15 protein-coding genes and 1 tRNA gene are annotated in these 17,347 nt (G+C 63.9%); 7 read left to right on the forward strand and 9 right to left on the reverse strand.

Annotation, left to right across the window (positions count from 1 at the left end; all coding sequences use genetic code 11):
* The first annotated feature begins 169 nt into the window (after positions 1-169).
* From FJ414_RS26980 to FJ414_RS26990, 3 genes are all read left to right on the forward strand, one after another.
* Positions 170-1,120, forward strand: coding sequence for an acetyl-CoA carboxylase carboxyltransferase subunit alpha (locus tag FJ414_RS26980; RefSeq protein WP_140647417.1), 951 nt, complete (start codon positions 170-172; stop codon positions 1,118-1,120).
* 224 nt (positions 1,121-1,344) lie between these two features.
* Positions 1,345-2,640: a murein L,D-transpeptidase family protein gene (locus tag FJ414_RS26985; protein WP_140647418.1), complete on the forward strand. Its 1,296-nt coding sequence runs from the start codon at positions 1,345-1,347 to the stop codon at positions 2,638-2,640.
* A 50-nt stretch (positions 2,641-2,690) separates the two neighbouring features.
* Complete coding sequence (locus tag FJ414_RS26990) at positions 2,691-2,942, forward strand: sulfurtransferase TusA family protein (protein ID WP_140647419.1); 252 nt, start codon at positions 2,691-2,693, stop codon at positions 2,940-2,942.
* Positions 2,943-2,959: 17 nt separating this feature from the next.
* On the opposite strand, the gene FJ414_RS26995 is transcribed toward FJ414_RS26990, so the two are convergent.
* Both FJ414_RS26995 and FJ414_RS27000 read right to left on the reverse strand, forming a co-directional pair.
* A complete protein-coding gene (locus FJ414_RS26995) occupies positions 2,960-4,117 on the reverse strand; it encodes a GTP-binding protein (RefSeq protein ID WP_181181727.1) in 1,158 nt (385 codons plus the stop codon).
* Between the two features lie 8 nt (positions 4,118-4,125).
* On the reverse strand, positions 4,126-5,292 hold the full coding sequence (locus FJ414_RS27000) for a D-alanyl-D-alanine carboxypeptidase family protein (RefSeq protein WP_140647421.1): 1,167 nt from the start codon (positions 5,290-5,292) through the stop codon (positions 4,126-4,128).
* Between the two features lie 221 nt (positions 5,293-5,513).
* On the opposite strand from FJ414_RS27000, the gene FJ414_RS27005 reads away from it, so the two are divergent.
* Complete coding sequence (locus FJ414_RS27005) at positions 5,514-6,677, forward strand: M20 aminoacylase family protein (protein ID WP_140647422.1); 1,164 nt, start codon at positions 5,514-5,516, stop codon at positions 6,675-6,677.
* A gap of 134 nt (positions 6,678-6,811) precedes the next feature.
* A tRNA-Arg gene (locus FJ414_RS27010) sits at positions 6,812-6,888 on the forward strand.
* 43 nt (positions 6,889-6,931) lie between these two features.
* Here the strand turns inward: FJ414_RS27010 and FJ414_RS27015 are convergent.
* From FJ414_RS27015 to FJ414_RS27040, 6 genes are all read right to left on the reverse strand, one after another.
* The gene (locus FJ414_RS27015) at positions 6,932-8,338 is read right to left on the reverse strand and encodes an NAD(P)-dependent oxidoreductase (RefSeq protein WP_140647423.1); all 1,407 of its coding nucleotides are present in this window, start codon (positions 8,336-8,338) and stop codon (positions 6,932-6,934) included.
* Between the two features lie 296 nt (positions 8,339-8,634).
* Positions 8,635-9,315: an SGNH/GDSL hydrolase family protein gene (locus FJ414_RS27020; protein ID WP_140647424.1), complete on the reverse strand. Its 681-nt coding sequence runs from the start codon at positions 9,313-9,315 to the stop codon at positions 8,635-8,637.
* Positions 9,316-9,369: 54 nt separating this feature from the next.
* Positions 9,370-10,299: an ABC transporter permease gene (locus FJ414_RS27025; RefSeq protein WP_181181730.1), complete on the reverse strand. Its 930-nt coding sequence runs from the start codon at positions 10,297-10,299 to the stop codon at positions 9,370-9,372.
* A gap of 24 nt (positions 10,300-10,323) precedes the next feature.
* Positions 10,324-11,286, reverse strand: a complete 963-nt coding sequence (locus FJ414_RS27030) for an ABC transporter permease (RefSeq protein ID WP_140647426.1) — start codon at positions 11,284-11,286, stop codon at positions 10,324-10,326.
* Positions 11,283-12,812 (reverse strand): sugar ABC transporter ATP-binding protein, encoded by a 1,530-nt coding sequence (locus FJ414_RS27035; protein WP_140647427.1) that lies wholly within the window; start codon positions 12,810-12,812, stop codon positions 11,283-11,285. The genes FJ414_RS27030 and FJ414_RS27035 overlap by 4 nt, the downstream gene beginning before the upstream one ends.
* 79 nt (positions 12,813-12,891) lie before the next feature.
* Positions 12,892-13,965: an ABC transporter substrate-binding protein gene (locus tag FJ414_RS27040; RefSeq protein WP_181181728.1), complete on the reverse strand. Its 1,074-nt coding sequence runs from the start codon at positions 13,963-13,965 to the stop codon at positions 12,892-12,894.
* 392 nt (positions 13,966-14,357) lie between these two features.
* On the opposite strand from FJ414_RS27040, the gene FJ414_RS27045 reads away from it, so the two are divergent.
* Together FJ414_RS27045 and FJ414_RS27050 are read left to right on the forward strand one after the other, a co-directional pair.
* Complete coding sequence (locus tag FJ414_RS27045) at positions 14,358-15,008, forward strand: SGNH/GDSL hydrolase family protein (protein ID WP_140647428.1); 651 nt, start codon at positions 14,358-14,360, stop codon at positions 15,006-15,008.
* Between the two features lie 47 nt (positions 15,009-15,055).
* Positions 15,056-16,156 (forward strand): ROK family transcriptional regulator, encoded by a 1,101-nt coding sequence (locus FJ414_RS27050; protein WP_246672511.1) that lies wholly within the window; start codon positions 15,056-15,058, stop codon positions 16,154-16,156.
* A 148-nt stretch (positions 16,157-16,304) separates the two neighbouring features.
* Here FJ414_RS27050 and FJ414_RS27055 read toward each other — a convergent pair whose 3' ends face one another.
* The gene (locus FJ414_RS27055; protein ID WP_181181729.1) at positions 16,305-17,195 is read right to left on the reverse strand and encodes an adenylate/guanylate cyclase domain-containing protein; all 891 of its coding nucleotides are present in this window, start codon (positions 17,193-17,195) and stop codon (positions 16,305-16,307) included.
* Positions 17,196-17,347 lie beyond the last annotated feature (152 nt).

A 17,347-nucleotide genomic window follows, 5' to 3' on the forward strand; every position in this document is an offset into this window, starting at 1 on the left:
GATCTACACCCACGTGCTGGAGGAGCGGCTGGTGCGGCTGGTCAACGATCATCATCCGCTTGCCGACTAGGCCTCATATCGCTATGTGAGGGCGACGTTCCACCCCCCGGAGCCGGCATTTCAGCGGTTCCGCCTGCCATTGCCTTCCGACGGATCGGTCCGCTCAAGCATGTACAACTACCTCGACTTCGAAAAGCCGGTGCAGGATCTGGAGCTCAAGATCCTTGAGCTGAAGAAGCTTGCCGAGAACGGCGAGGCGGTCGATGTCGCCGAAGAGATCAGCAGGCTGGAAAAGCGTTCGCGCGACGCATTGCGCGATCTCTACAAGGCGCTCACGCCCTGGCAGAAGGTGCAGGTCGCGCGCCATCCCGACCGCCCGCACTGCGTTGACTACATCAAGGCGCTGTTCACCGATTTCACGCCTTTGGCCGGCGACCGCAATTTCGGCGACGACCAGGCGATCGTCGGCGGCTTCGCCCGTTTCCGCGGCGAGCCCGTCGCGGTGATCGGCCAGGAGAAGGGCTCCGACACGGCAAGCCGTATCAAGCACAATTTCGGCTCGGTGCGCCCCGAGGGCTACCGCAAGGCGGTGCGGCTGATGGAGCTTGCCGACCGCTTCCAGATCCCGCTGCTGACGCTGGTCGACACCGCCGGCGCCTATCCCGGCGTCGGCGCCGAGGAGCGCGGCCAGGCCGAGGCCATCGCGCGTTCGACCTCGGCTTGCCTGTCGCTGAAAGTGCCGTCGATCTCGGTGGTGATCGGCGAAGGCGGCTCCGGCGGCGCCATCGCGATTGCCACCGCCAACCGCGTCTACATGCTGGAACACGCCATCTACTCGGTGATCTCGCCCGAGGGTGCCGCCTCGATCCTGTGGCGCGACACCACGCGCTCCAAGGACGCGGCGACCAACATGAAGATCACCGCGCAGGATCTTCTCGAAATGAAGATCATCGACGCCATCATTCCCGAGCCGATGGGCGGCGCCCAGCGCGCGCCGGAGACGGTGATTGCGTCCACCGGCGACCTCATCGCCAGGACGATGAAGGACTTTGCCGGCGCCAACACCGATTTCCGCGAGCAGCGCCGCGAGAAGTACCTGGCGATGGGCCGCAGCCTTTAATCGGGCATCTTGCGGTAAACTGTGGCGGCAACGACCAATTTCGCCACAAAAATGCCGCCGGATTCGGCTCAATGGACTTGCCGTGAGGGGTTGGCCCAATTTGTCGCGAAGGCTTGCGGTAAGGAATTTTCAAGGTTAACGGGCTTACGATCCACCGGTGTTCAGCCTGCGGGTCAAGCCATGCCGAGAGCCGTTGGCCCGAAAGAAGAGACGTAGCCGTACCGATGTTTGCCAAGCTTGCCCGCACCGGAGTCCTTATCGCCGCCATTGGCGTTGCCGGCTGCAATGATTCATCGATGAAGGATTTCGCGCCGGAGGCCAACAAGCCGCTGCCGGACAAGATCCTCGCCGACATGAAGGCCAAAGGCATGGTGCGCACCTCCTCGGTAATGGCGCGCATCTTCAAGGAAGAAGGCAAGCTGGAGATCTGGAAGGCCAAGACCAATGGCCGCTACGATCTCGTCGCCAGCTACGACATCTGCAAATGGTCGGGAAAGCTCGGCCCCAAATACACCGAGGGCGACCGCCAGGCGCCGGAGGGCTTCTATACGGTGCGTCCGTCGCAGATGAATCCGCGCTCGAATTACCACCTGTCCTTCAACATCGGCTTCCCCAACGCCTATGATCGCGCCAACGGCCGCACCGGCCAGAACCTGATGGTGCATGGCGCCTGTTCGTCGTCGGGCTGCTATTCGATGACAGACGCCCAGATCGAGCAGATCTATGCCTTCGGCCGCGACGCCTTCCAGGGCGGCCAGACCGAGTTCCAGGTCCAGGCTTTCCCGTTCCGCATGACCGCCGCCAACATGGCGCGCTACCGCAGCGACCCGAACTACGAATTCTGGAAGATGCTGAAGGTCGGCTACGACAATTTCGAGATCACCAAGGTGCCGCCGAAGGTCGACGTCTGCGAGAAGCGCTACGTCTTCAATCAGGTCGCGCCCGAAGGCACGACCTTCGACCCGACTGGCCCCTGCCCCGCGACGACCCAGCCGGATTCGTTGAAGACGGCCTACGCCAATTACGAGAAGAGCTACGACGCGGCCTTCAATTCGGCCGTAAAATCGAGCACGCCGCCGCCGAAGCCGACGATTGCCGGCGTCAAGGAAGCCAGCATCGTTTCCGACTGGTCGAAGCGCCGCGCCCGCGGCGAGCGCGTGCCGATCGATCCGCCGTCGATGAATTCAGACGGCTCGGTGACGGAAACGACCCGCATGGGCCGCATAGATTCCCCGCTCGGCCGCAAGATGGCAGCAGCCGACGCGGAAAAGGAAGCCAAGCGCAAGGCCGAAGAGCAGCGCCTCGCGGCGATCGAGGCGGCCAAGGCCGCCAAGGAACAGGCAAAGGCGCAGGCGCTGGCCGAGAAGGAGGCCGCCAAGCAGGCCGCGCAGCAGCCGGTCGTCACCGCCGGCGTCGAACCCGCGCCCGTCCAGCCGGCGCAGGAAACGCAGGCCGCCGACGCCGACCAGGGCACCGTGTCGAAGCTGAAGAAGAAGCTGCTCGGCATGTTCGGCGGCTGACATTTTTATGCATGTCGCCCAAAAGTGGAAGGCGGTCTTGGGATAACGACATGCATGAACAAAAGGCAAAGCCGCCCGCCAACTACGATCTCAAGGGATTGAACTGTCCCTTGCCGGTGCTGAAGGCCCGCAAGCGACTGGCCGCGATGCGACCTGGCACTCGGCTGTGGCTCGAGACCACCGATCCGCTCGCGGTGATCGACATCCCGGCCTTCTGCGCCGATGCCGGTCACCAATTGGTCGAAACGGCCGCGGTCGCCGGCGGCCACCGCTTCCTGATCGAGCGCGGCAACGCGGCCTGAGCCGGTGTCTTTTCGGCTTACAATCCAGCTATCGCCAGCGGATTGGCTTCTAGCGCCGCGCGGTCCGGCGTGTCGATCGACGGCTTGTTGGTGAAGGCGGCGAACAGCCGCCGGATATAATCATCCGGCATATCGAGCGTGATCAGCACCAGCCTGGTGCCGCGCTGGCCATTGGGCCAGGCCGGCAGTCTTGCCGGCGGATGCAGGATCTTCTGCACGCCGTGGATGACCACCGGCCGCGAGGGGTCCTCCGCGAGCTCGATGACACCCTTCATGCGCAGGAGTTTCTCGCCATGCGTCGAGCGCAGAAGGTCGAGGAACATCTCGATCGCCGAGAACGGCACCGGGCCGTCATGGACAAGCGAGTGCGAGCGCACGCGCGTGTCGTGGCGATGCGCATGGTGATGGCGGCCATGATCATCGTCACCGTCATGGTGACGATGGTCGTGATCATGGTGATGATCCTGATCATGGTGATGATCCTGATCATGGTGATGATCCTGATCATGCGCCGCCTCTTCGCCAAGCCAGCGCCGCACGTCAGCGGACTTGGTTTCAGGATTATAGAGGCCGCAATTGAACAGCGCCGCGGCGCCGGCCTCGCCGACATCGAGCACGACGGCGCCCGGATTGATCTGCTTGAGTCTTGCCCGCAACGCCTCGACCCCGGCCGCGTCGGCAAGGTCGGCCTTGGTCAGCACGATGCGGTCGGCCACAGCGGCCTGTTTCACCGCCTCGACATGGGCATCGAGCGTCGCCTCGCCGTTGACGGCGTCGACCAGCGTGATGACGCCGTCGAGCCGGAAGGCCTGCACCAGCGCCGGATGCGCCATGATCGACTGCAGCACCGGCGCCGGATCGGCCAGACCCGTCGTCTCGACGACGACACGGGTCAGTTTCGCGATACGGCCGGTCTGCAGCCGGTCGACGAGATCGGCGAGTGTGTCGACGAGGTCGCCGCGCACCGTGCAGCAGAGGCAACCATCGGAAAGCTGGATGATGCCGTCCGAGGCCTGCTCGACCAGGAGATGATCGATCGCAACCTCGCCGAACTCGTTGATGATCACCGCCGTGTCGGCAAGCTCCGGATCCTTGAGCAGCCGGTTGAGCAGCGTCGTCTTGCCGGCGCCGAGAAAGCCGGTGAGCACCGAAACGGGAATGGGAAAGCCGCTCATCAGCTTGGCTAGTTGGCAGCTTTGACGGGCTGGTCGCCCTGGGCTCCGGCGGCGGCCGTCGCCAGCGGCTCGGCGCCGGCCGGCGCCGGTCTGTCCGGCCGCCAGATCGGCAGCGGCACATCGGCATAGTTCTGGTCGACCTGGTCGACGAATGCCTTGGGCGCTGGCCCCGTGGCGCCGCCGAGTCCGACCGCGACCAGTGTCGGGTGGTCGAGCTTCACCTGGTAGGGCGATTTCGACTTGTCCTTGGCCGCAACCTCGGGCGCCGCCTCGGACTGCTCCTCCTTCGGTTTCTTCGCGCAGATCTCGTCATGCATGTCGTTGGGCGACAGCGTGTCGCCATAGGGCTTGAGAGCGCCAAGCGTGGTCGAAGTGGCCGACGGCATCTCAAAACCCAGATCGAGCAGCTTTGCCGCCGCTTCGGCGCGGCTGATCGCCGATTTCTCGCCAAGCACGACGGCGACCAGCGTGCGCCCGTTGCGCGTCGCCGAGCCGATCATGTTGAACCCGGAAGAGCATACGAAGCCGGTCTTCATGCCGTCCGCGCCGGGATAGCGGCCGATGAGCAGATTGTAGTTCGGGATGGCCCTCTTGCCGACGGCGAGGCCTTCGATCGAGAACCAGGGCGCGTATTGCGGAAAATCATTGCGCAGCGCCGCCACCAGCACGGCAAGGTCGCGCGCGGTCGTGTACTGTTCCGGCGAATAGAGCCCGTTCGGGTTGACGAAATGCGTGCCCACCATGCCGAGCCGGGCCGCCTCCGCGTTCATGCGGTCGGCGAAGGCGGCTTGCGACCCGCCGATATTCTCGCCGACGGCCATGGCGATGTCGTTGGCCGACTTGACCAGCATCATCTTCAGCGCATTGTCGAGCCGCATCACCGAGCCGGGCTTGAAGCCCATCTTGCTCGGCGGCTCGCCGGCCGAATGCTTCGTCACCTTGATCGGCGAATCGAGCGCCACCTCGCCTGCCTGGATCGCGCGGAAGGCGACATAGGCCGTCATCAGCTTGCTGAGCGAGGCCGGATACCAGCGCTTGAACGCGTCCTGATGCTCCAGAATGGAGCCGCTCTTGAGGTCGAAAAGCACGACCGGGTTGGCACGCGCCGCGCCGGCGAGCGCCGGAAGCGCCAGCGCGCCTGCCAGCAACAGGTTGAGGAAATGCCTTTGCCGCATGATCAAATCCGAAATCGCCTCTTGCCGTAGTCGCCGCTGGGTCCGTAAGATTTCGTTACCCATCGCCAGCACAAATGCGGCTCGACCCTCGACCCCGGACCGCATTGTTGTGGTGCTATTTACCCTATGTGACGCCAAAATGGCAAAGTTCAACATAATCACAATTGCTGAGCAGCGGATCTGAACCGACTGCCGCCAATCAACCAAGAGATGGAACGATCATGCCGATTCTGAACCGCGCCGCGCAAATGCAGGAAGAAGTCGCCGGATGGCGACGACATCTGCACCAGACACCGGAGCTGAATTTCGACGTCTTCCAGACCGCCGGCTTCGTCACCGAAAAGCTGAAGGCGTTCGGCTGCGACGAGGTGGTGACGGGACTGGGCAAGACCGGCGTCGTCGGCATCATCCGCGGTCGCAAGGGCGATGGCCCGACCATCGGGCTGCGCGCCGACATGGACGCGCTGCCGATCGACGAGATCACCGGCAAGCCATGGGCCTCGACCGTGCGCGGCAAGATGCATGCCTGCGGCCATGACGGCCATACCGCGATGCTGCTTGGAGCCGCCAAATACCTCGCCGAGACGCGCAATTTCACCGGCACCGTGGCGGTGATCTTCCAGCCGGCTGAGGAAGGCGGCGGCGGCGGCAACGAAATGGTCAAGGACGGCATGATGGAGCGCTTTGGCATCGAGAAAGTGTTCGGCATGCACAACATGCCGGGCCTGCCGGTCGGCCAGTTCGCCATCAAGCCCGGCCCGATCATGGCCGCGACCGCCGAATTCACCATCACCGTCAAGGGCCGCGGCGGCCATGCCGCGATGCCGCACGGCACGATCGATCCGATCGTCATCGCCAGCCAGCTGGTCGGCGCGCTGCAGACCATCGCCTCGCGCAGCACCGATCCGGTCGAGGCCGTGGTGGTGTCGGTGACGAAGTTCCATGCCGGCGACGCCTACAACGTCATTCCCGAAAGCGCCGAGATCGCCGGTACCGTGCGCACGCTGAAGAAGGAAGTGGCCAAGAAATCGGAAGAGCGCATTCGCGCGCTCTGCGCCGGGCTCGCCTCCGCCTTCGGCGCCACCATCGCGGTGGATTACGACGCCAACTACCCTGTCACCTTCAATCATGCCGAGGAGACCGTGTTTGCGGGCGATGTCGCCGCCGATATCGCCGGCGACAGCCATGTCCACCGCGCCATCCAGCCGGTGATGGGCGGCGAGGATTTCTCCTATATGCTGGAAGCCCGCCCCGGCGCCTTCATCTTCATCGGCAACGGCGACTCGGCGGGCCTGCATCATCCGGCCTACGACTTCAACGACGAGGTCATTCCGCACGGCATGAGCTATTGGGTGAAGCTGGCCGAGACCGCGCTGGCCGCCTGAGCGGCCGCCGGCGAAGGCTCCGCCGCCATACGCTTGGCCGGCTCAGCCCGGCTTCGCCGAGACATTACGGCCTATGGGTAGGTCAGCATGCCCCTTGGCGAACCGACCCGAAGCGGCTATGTGTCTGGCCGCGTGGTCCCGTAGCTCAGTAGGATAGAGCGGCAGATTCCTAATCTGTAGGTCACAGGTTCGATTCCTGTCGGGATCACCAAGTTTTTCAAGGGCTTGGCGAGCAAGTCGCCGCATGGTGGGTGTCAGGGCGATCCTGAAGTGAACGGCCCCGAAAGGTGGTGCGTGCGCATAAGTGTGGAGAGACGGTTGACGGCCTCGGCGAGCTCTTCGCCTCCGGAAGCGATCAGTGCCGGTCGCTCCTGCTCGGACGCCGCCAGGATGCGCTCCCAGAACGTGGCAACGAGAGCGCCCGATCGGGCGAGGTCGGCGGCCACGTTTTGATCGTCGGCCAGCGCCGCCAGGTGCCGGAGATTGACGCCGCCGATACCGGGCGGTGTTTTCGCTCCCATGTCGACAAAACCGGAAGGCAGCGATCCTTTCAGATTGTGGACGCGATGGTCGACGATGGCGGCGCGGATCTGATCGACCGCCTGCTTAGCGCCCGCGACACGGGAGGGATGGTCGGTGTCGGCCGCGGCATGCGGGAGAAGTTCCAGACGCTGGCCATGGCGTTCGACCAGCTTCAGATAAGGCAGCATCGGTCCTGAAAGCGTCGCGCCATCGGCAAAAAGGTCGGCATCGATCGCCGCGTGGGAAATACGGCCCGATTCCAATGCGCGCTCCAGCGCTGGCACATCGACCAGCTCGCCGCGGTCATAGTTGATCAGCACGGCGCCGTGGTTGAGAGCGGAAAGCAGCTCGTCTCCGATCAGCCCGGCGTTGGCGTATTTTTGCCGGCCGGCATCGAAAGCGCCCAGGCCGAGATGGACCGAAAGCGCGTCCGCGCCGCGCGCCGCGTCCACCATGCTTGCGGCGTAGTCGAAGCCTTCCAGCTCGATCCATTTGCGGTGACGGGGCCGCGCATGGATGGTGACCCGCATGCCGAAGGCCTGGCCGAGCCTGGCGAATTCCCGACCGATGTTGCCATAGCCGATCACCGCCAGTCTTTTTCCTTCGAGCTTCTCGGTCGGGTAATGGCGCAGATCTTTTCCCGTATCGAACTGCCCGCCGGCGACCAGGCTGTTGAGCCTGTCCACGGGAAGATCCGGCCTGACTTTCAGCAGCGCCTTCATGGCCATTTGCGCGGTGGCGCGACTGTTGATGCCCGGCGTATTCATAAGCGGCGCTTCGCCGCCCTCTCCGCTACCCCCGCCCCAGGATGCCGAGCCCATATTGCCGGTGCCGGTCCCGATGCGCACGCCGCCGAGGCGGAACCTGGCCTCGGCCGGAATAAAGGTCGCCGCGGCGATGACGGCGTCATAACGGCCGTCGCCAGCCTCGGCCAACAATTCTTCCCGCGTGCTCAATTGCGGCAGGTAGAAGAAATGCAGCCTGCCGGGATCGAGGGCGCCAGCGCTGCCGATGCCTGTCTGATGGAACACATCGCCCTTGGCTTCGATGTAAGCCTTGACCTCACTGTGGTCGGGATTGCCGTCCGCGCCAAAGCGGAGGCCGACAAAATCGCAGATCAGAATATTGGCTGATGTCATGGAGCGTCGTTTCCCTGCAGCTGTCTCCAGCTACTCCAATCCGCTATCCGATGGACCGCGTGAAGCGGCATATCCGGGTCGCAAGCGAGAGATTTGCCTCAGGAAGCTAGAACCTGTCGGCCCTGACTTGGAAGGGACAAGCCGCTGAACAATTCATGGTTCGGACCGATCATGGTTTTCATGGCCGGGACGAACCCGCACGATCAGCCTGCCGAAATTGCGGGCCGGCGGTGCCGCGCCGGTCCCGCGATCGCGCATCGGTCTGGAGGGGCCGATGCGCCGTCACACCTGAACCTTCAGGCAACCCTGCGATCGGCCTGGCGCGCGAAGATCTCCTGAACCTTGTCCGCTATCGCCTTGCCGAGGCCGCGGTTGTTCTCAGCGGTGAAGTGGATGCCGTCGCAGCCGTCGGTGGCGATGAAATCCCCGGCATTGAGGAAATCGACCTTCGTGAAATCGGCCATGGCGCGATATTCGGCCGCCAGCGCCGCCGTCTTCTCATGGCCGCCGGCGAACATGCCCTGGAAAAAGGGATGCGGCATCGGGGTCAGCGGCGGCGGCGCGACCACCAGCGCCTGCGGGGCTGGATAGGGTGTGCCGACACCGCCGGCGCTGGTGAGAATCTGGCCGACGAGCTTGGCCATGCCGTTGGCGATCTCATAAGGCGTGCGGCGGAAGAACGACTTGGTGTCATTGGTGCCTAGCATCACGATGACGAGGTCGAGCGGCAGGTGGCTGGCGATGGCCGAGGGCAGATAGGCGCTGCCGTTGAGGCGCGGATCGTTGGGATCGTCGAGGCTGGTCGTGCGGGCGCTCAGGCCTTCCTCGATCACATGATATCCATCGCCCAGATACGAGGCCATCACGCCCGTCCAGCGGTCCTGATAGGCGTAGCGATGTGTCGGCGATCCTTCGACGACCGGAATCCAGCCCCAGGTCAGCGAGTCTCCAAAACAGAGGATCGATCTTTTGGTCATGTCTCCAATCCATTTCCCTATGCGATTGACTATTGGCCGTCCCGAACTCGCCGCTCAGTTCGACCTGCTCCTGATGCCGTAGAGGATCGCCGCGAGCAGGATGATGAGACCCTGCGCGATCAGCTTGCCTGGCTCGTCGACGCCGAAGGTTGTCATCACGACGAACAGCAGTGCGAACGACAGCACGCCGAAGAAAGGCCCCCAGACACCGCCTTCCCCACGGCCGAAAACGACGCCGCCGAGGATGGTCGCGGCGACCGCCAGGATCGGCAGGTCGAGGCCGACCCGGACGCTGCCGACGGCAATCGAAGCCGTCTGGACCAGCGCGGCGATGCCAGCGAACAAACCCGCCAGCGTATGCGCAAGCACGACCGTGCGCGCGACCGGGACGCCGGAGAAATGCGCCGCCTGCACGTTCTCGCCGACCGACGTCACATAGCGGCCGAAGACCGTGCGCGACAGGAACAGCGACAGCACCACCGAAACCACCACCCAGAAGATCACCGGCGTCGGCACGAGCCCGAGCTTGGTGTTGTAGATGTCGGCGAACATGCCGGGCACATCGCCGGGCGGCTTGCCGCTGGACAGATATTGCACGATCCCGACCAGGACGATGCCGACCGCGAGCGTGACGATGACGGCCGAGACCCGCCTCACCCCGACCATCAGGCCATTGAAGAACCCGACGGCCAGCCCGATGCCCAGCGCCAGGACAATGAAGAAAGCCATGGAAGCGCCGGGAAAGACGCCGGACGAGATGGTGTAGTTGATGAGCAGGATGACACCGCCGCCCGACAGGTCGATGCTTCGCACCCGCATCACCAGAAGCTGGCCCAGCACCAATATGCCGAGCGGCACGATCTGGCGCACGAATATGCCCATGATGTTGAGATTGAGCATGTTCGGCCGCGCGATCCACAGAACCAGGAGCAGCACGCCAAAGACGTAGTAGGCAGGAGGAACGCGCAGGAAGCGGCGCATCATAGGATGGGTGAGCGCGGCTGCCACTTACAACCCCATCTTTTTGCGCGACTGCAGAGCAACCACAAGAAGCAGGATCGCCCCCTTGATGGTGGTCTGAATGAAGGGCGACACGTTCGTCAGGTTCATGCCGTTGGCGAGCAGCGCCATGACAAGGGCGCCGATGACGGTGCCGTGCAGGCTGCCGATGCCGCCGGAAAGCTGGGTGCCGCCGATGGCCACGGCCGTGATCGCGTCGAGCTCGAACAGCAGCCCGACATTCGGGTCGCCCGAAACGATGCGCCCGGCGAGGAAAATGCCGGCAAGCGCCGCGAAGCAGGCGCAGATCACATAGGCAAGCACGATGTTGCGCCGGTCGGCGATGCCGAAATTATGCGCCGCATCCTCCACGCTGGACGAGACGCCACCACCGATCGCGAAAAGATGCAGCCCGAAGCGGGAACCGTAAAGCAGCTTCCAGGCGACCAGGAGGGTGAATACCCCCCAGAACACCGGCATGGGTATCCCGAAGAAGGAGCCGGCCACGGCGCTGATGACGATATCCGGCACCGTGCCGCCCGAAACCGGCCGCAATATCCGCGTGATCCCGAGCAGGATGTACTGCGTCGACAGCGTCGCGATGATCGGATGCACGTTGAAGCGGGTGATGATGAAGCCGTTGCCGAAGCCGACCAGCGCGGCCAGCACGAACACAGCCGGGATCAGCACCCAGGCCGGTCCGCCGAGGGCGAGCACCGCCGTCGTGAAGCTGATCATCGACCCTACCGAAAGGTCGAGCCCGCCGAGCAGGATGACGAACATCTGGCCGACCGCCGTGATGACGAGCGGCATCGCCTGCGGCACCAGATTGAGCAGATTCTCCCCGTTGAGGAATTGCGCCGTCTCGAGGCTGAGCCAAAGCGTGATGGCCAGAACGATCAGCAAGGGCAGCATCCACATGCCTTGCCGCGATCCTCTCGCGCCCGTCAGGCGTCTGCTGATGGTTGTCATCGGCGCTCACCTCTCGCCTCATTGGCCTCCCCGTTGGCGCTGAGCGCGGCGTCGAGGATGTTGTGCTCCGTGGCGTCTGCCGCCGGCATTTCCTTGACGATCGTGTCGTTGTGGACGACGCAGATGCGGTCGCAGAGCCCGATCAGCTCGATCGTCTCGCGCGACAGCACCAACACCGCCCCGCCTTTGCCGGCAAAGTCGCGCAGCAGCCGGTAGATCTCGGACTTTGCGCCGATGTCGACGCCGCGCGTCGGTTCTTCGACGAGCAGGATGTCGATGTCGGCGGCGAGGTAGCGGCCGAGCAGCACCTTCTGCTGGTTGCCGCCCGACAGTGTGCCGACGGAGGCGCTCGGACCGCTGGCCTTCACGGCAAGGCTCGACATCATGTCGGCGACCTGCCGCTGATAGCCGGCGGCCAGGGCCAGTTCCGACCGTTTCGAATGGAGTGCGGCAGCAATGTTGTGCGCCACGGAAAGGCCGAGGAAGAGCCCGTCTTCCTTGCGATCCTCTGGCACGAAGCCGACGCCCATTGCCTGCAGCCGGCGCACGCCGCCGCCAGGCGACACCGGCAAGGGCAGCGACTTGCCCTTGATCGTCACACGGCCGGCGAAAGGATGGTATTGACCGACCAGCGAGCGCAGGAAGCGCTGCTGGCCTTGCCCCTCCAGGCCGGCCAGCGCAACGATCTCGCCGCGGTTGAGCGCCAGCGAGAACGGCCTGGAGCGCTCGGTGATGCGGAAACCCTCGACCGAAAGCATGGCGGGGCCGAAGACATCGCCACGCTGGGGAAAGAGATCGGCCAGCTCGCGGCCGACCATCATCGCGATCAGCGACGCCGGCGTCATCTCGGCGATTGCCCTGGTGCCGACGAGTTCGCCGTCCTTCAGAACCGTGACGGTGTCGCAGATGGCGAAGATTTCGTCCATCCGGTGCGAAATGTAGACCACCGCCTTGCCCTCATCCTTCAGCCTGCGAATGTGGCGGTTCAGGATTTCGACATCGGCGGCATTGAGCGCCGCCGTTGGCTCGTCGAGGATGAACACGCTGGCGTCGGTCATGATGCCGTGCGCGATCTCGACGAACTGCCGTTCGGCGATGCTGAGCCTCGACACCAGCGTGCCCGGATCGAGCGTGAGGCCGAGTTCGGCAAGCGCGGCGCCAGCCTCGCGCCGCATGCGGCGATGGTCGACCCCGCCGAAAGCTGTGGTCCGTTCGCGGCCGAGGAACATATTTTCGGCGATCGTCAAATTAGGCAGCAGCGACAATTCCTGGAACACGGTCGAGATGCCGGCTTCCAGCGCATCCTTCGGTCTGTGGAAGGCGATCTGGCGCCCGTCGCGCAGGATGGCGCCGCTATCCGGCTGGTGGACCCCGGCGAGGATCTTCATCAGCGTCGATTTGCCGGCACCGTTCTCGCCCATCAGCGCATGGACAGAGCCGGATTGGAGTGCGATCGAGACGCCCTTCAGCGCCGCCGTGCCGGCGAACGCCTTCCGGATATCCGACATTTCGACAAGGGTTTTCACGAAACAAGCACCGCTGCGTTCAGGGAATTCGGTGGCGCGGGCCCACGTCGCCGCAGCCCGCGCCACCATGGCGCCACCTTTACTTCTTGGCGTAGAACTCCTTGAGCTTGTCTTCGGGCAGCTCCGACGGCCACCACACATTGGCCGAGAGATCGTCGCGATAATATTTCTTGATCTTCTCGATATCCCAGCCGGGCGGATTGTAGTCGTAGTGCTTCTTCAGCTCCTTGCCTTCGAGCAGGGCCACGGCGGCGCGGATGCCGGCCGCGCCCTGGGCCGGGCTATATTCCGCCGAGATCGACTTGAAGCCGTCGGCGATCCACTGGCCGAAGAATCCGTTGTTGCCCTCGCCGGTGATCGGCGGGATCTTGGCACCGAACTGCTTGAAGACGTCGACGCAGGCGCGCGTCATATCGGCGCCGGAAGACCAGATACCGTCGACCTCGGCGTTGTTCAGGTAGAGCGTCTCGCAGAGCTTCTTGGCCTTGTCGTACTGCCAGTCGCCATGCTCCTCGGCGATGATCTTGACGTCGGTCCCCTTCAGCGCCTGCAGCAGGCCGTTGTACCGGTTGGTGTCTTCCGGATGGCCGGCAAGCCCGCGCAGCACCCAGATATTGCCCTTGCCGCCGAGTTCCTTGACCAGGAAGTCGCCCATCACCTTACCGAAATGTTCGGCGCCGCCCTGGATTTCGGTGGTGAAGGCGTCGCTCTCGATACGGCCGGTATGCACGATGACGGGAATGCCCGCCGCCACGGCCTTGGCGATGCTGGCGTCCGCCGAGGTCGACGTGACCGGCTGGACGATGATGGCGTCGACCTTCTGGGCGATCAGGTCCTCGATGTCGGCGACCTGCTTCTTCTGGTCAAAGCCGGCATCGAGCAGGATGAATTTGCTGATGCGCTTGTCCTTGGCGGCGGCAGCCTCCGCCTCATGCGCGACCTGCACCGTCCAGGTGTTCGCGTTTACGCCGAAATGGCTCATGCCGATGACCCAGGGCGGATCCTTCTTGAATTTCCCGGCCTCGACCGCTGGATTGTCGCCGGCACGGGCGGTAACCCCGTCGAGCAGCGATACCTCGTCGGCGAACGAGGGAGCACACCACATGGTGGTCGCGATCACTGCCGCTGCGATTGATTGGATAATCCGTCTCACTGAGCCATCCTCCTTCTCAAGCTCCATGGACCCTGCTGACCAAGGCCACGACTTCCCATCGGCGTCCGGCCATGGCCAAACGCCGCACCTGCCGGGGCGAGCCCGGCACTGCTTCAGTTCGTTGCTCAACCCGAGCGCATGGCTGCTGGAGACAAGGTCCAGCGTTGCCGCCATGGATCATGGCAGCCGGTCGGCGCAAAAGGTTCGGGGCATTCCTCCCAGACTCAGTTCAACCATCGATCCGGTGAGCTGTCAATAATTATTCAGAGTGATGGATTATCTTTGCAGCTTGCGCTACCTTTCCGCCAGATGGCAGGGTCGCTGGACGCGGACGACCGACTCTCGTCCGATAATTTCTGCAAATCAGAACCTTGGCTGGATCGGGGAGGAGCATGCGATCGGTCTTGTGCTACGGCGACTCCAACACGCATGGGCAGGTGCCCGGCGGCACGCCGCTTGACCGCTACGGCCCGGCCGAGCGCTGGCCCGGTGTCATGGCAAGGGAGCTGGGCGTCGGCTGGCATGTCATCGAGGAAGGCCTCAGCGGCCGTACGACGGTGCGCGACGATCCCATCGAGGGTGCCCACAAGAACGGACGTACTTACCTCAGGCCTTGCCTGCAGAGCCATGCCGTTCTCGATCTCGTCATCATCATGCTGGGGACCAACGACCTCAAGGCGCGCTTCAACCAGCCGGCCTCTGAAGTCGCCATGGCCATGGGTTGCCTCGTCTACGACATCAAGGAGCTCAAGCCCGGCCCGGGCGGCAGCGTGCCCGAAATCATGATCGTGTCTCCGCCGCCAATGCTGGACGACATCAAGGAATGGCGGTCGATCTTCGCCGGCGCGCCTGAGAAGTCGCGGCAGCTGGCGCTCGAATTCGAGATCATCGCCGATTCGCTCGAAGTGCATTTCTTCGACGCGGGCTCGGTCGTCACCTGCGATCCGCTTGACGGATTCCACATCAACGGACAGGCCCATGTGTCGCTTGGCCGTGCACTGGCCCGCGAAGTCGAAGCAATCGGGTGGCCGGATGAGAGATGAACGCGGCATACGGGTGTCCCGCACGACCGATCGCGAGAGGACGCACCATGCCTGACATGCGCTTTGCGCCGCCGAACCCGCTCCGCATCGCGGACCGCGCCAGCGGCCTCAACGCCGTCAGCGTGCGCAGCTACAACGAACGCCTTGTGCTGTCGTTGCTGCTTCAGAGCAAGGATATCACCCGTCTCGAGATCGGCGAGCGGACCGGCCTGTCGGCGCAGACTGTGTCGGTCATCGTCCGATCGCTCGAGCAGGAAGGGCTGATCGCCAAGGGTGAGGCCCAGCGCGGCCGTGTCGGACCGCCGACGGTGCCGATCTCGCTCAACCCCGAGGGTGCCTATTCCGTCGGCATCAGCGTCGGCCACCGGCAGGTGGAGGTCGTGCTTGTCGACTTCGTCGGCTCGATCCGCTCCCATACGGTCCTGCCGTTCTCAGCCGCACAAGACACCAACCACCCGCAATTCATGACCGCCATCGCCAAGGCGATTGCCGATCTGCCCCGGCATCTCCACTCGCGCATTGCCGGTATCGGCCTTGCCCTGCCCGGCGACGAAGCAGAACTCGAGCTAACGCCAAAAGCGGCGCGCGAGCGGTTCGACGCCCTGCAGGAGGAGGTCGAGAGGGAGATCGGTTATCCCGTCTACGTCCAGAACGACATCACCGCCGCTGCCGGTGGCGAAAGCATGTTCGGCGTGGCAAAGCATCTTTCGGACTACCTTTTCTTCTATCTCGGCGCGCGCCTGCACAGCCGCCTGGTCCTCAATCACCAGATCTACAACACCACTGCCGCGGTGAGTTTCGACGTCGGCATCCTGCGCCTGGAGCAGGAGATCCGGAAAAATGGCAATTCGCCCTCCGAGCTGTGGGAGCGGCGCGCGGACTGGCCTTCGTTCGGCGATGCCGAGATCGCGTGGCAACGCGAGCTGCTGGAGCAGATGAAGTCATCGATAGCGGCGCTGAAGCCGTTCGTTCCCGTGGCTTCAGTCGTCCTGTCCTCTTACGCGCCGCAGGCGGTCTGCAAGGCGATCTGCCGGGAGCTGGAACAGGCTATGCCTGGTATAAACGCCATAGCCGGCAACATCGAGCGTTCGCCCAAGGCGGTGGGAGCGGCGGGCCTGCCCTTCAGCTCGCGGTTCATGGTGGAGTGACGTTCATGATCACCGGCGTCTCGCTGCCTATCGACGGCGGCTACACCGGCCGGTGATATCGGGCGCATGACAAATGCTGGACCAAGCCACCAGCAGCGGCGGGACAGCGGCCGCTTGAAGTCAGCCACGCCCCAACGAACCCAGCCGGTCAGCCTGAGATAATTTCGTAGCGAAGGATCTGGGCGTCGCCGAGGGCCGATCTGCGTCCAGGCGAGATGACGCCGGAGCCGAAGAGGAGAATATCTTCGCGGCGTACGAATACTTCATTGCCGGGCCCCATCGACACAAATGTGCCCGACGAGCTGCGCTCGACAAGCCGGACCTTGCCATTCGAAATGGTGAAGGTCGCGTGGTGCCTTGAGACCCAGGGCCGCGGGACGACGATATTGCATTCCGGAGATCGGCCGATCGTCACCAATTCGTTGTTTCGGCAGGATCGCACCTGATCTTGATAGCGGATGACCAGATTGATCTGCGGCAGCGGAGCGGAGCGCCTATCGACAAAGGTGCCTCGATTGGCGACGTGCGTGCTGAGGGCCCCATCGTCGCTCCTCAGCGTATAGACATCGAAGAGTTCTTGCTTTCCCTTGAATGCCATTTTGTCGAGGAGCCGCAAGGTACTGCGGCTGCCCGCGGAAAGGGCTTCGAAGAAGCTCTGGCTGATCAGGACCTCCCCGGGGTTGGCCGTGGTGGACAATCTTGCGGTGACATTGACAACGTCGCCGAACACCGCGCCCCGCGCGCGAATGACCGCCCCGAAATGCAATCCGATCCGGGCGATCAAAGGTTCTTTCGTCAGTTGGCCGCCAATCTGGCAGACGGCCCTCAGCGCCGCCTCCGGTCTCTCGAACAGGCTGAGCACGTCATCGCCCTTGGAGTAAATGAAGTCACCGCCGTGCTGGGCGACGATCTCGCGTATCGCGTCGAGGCAATCCGAGACCTGCCGCAGGGCGGCATCGTCGCCGATGCGCTCATAAAGTGTCGTGCTGCCCACGACATCAGCTAAGAGGACTGCGGCTAGAAGTCTTTCCTGATCCATCGACTCGTATCCGCCCCGAGAACGTGGCGTGTATAACATACCAAAGGTGACCTTGACTTCTCTACCTGCGCGCCCGGGCGACGGCGCAACGGGGCAAGTGCTTTGGCGCGATTATCCTGGACGGACAGGCACCTGCCTTCCCGCCAAACGGG

The organism is Mesorhizobium sp. B3-1-6 (assembly GCF_006439555.1).
Taxonomy (GTDB): domain Bacteria; phylum Pseudomonadota; class Alphaproteobacteria; order Rhizobiales; family Rhizobiaceae; genus Mesorhizobium.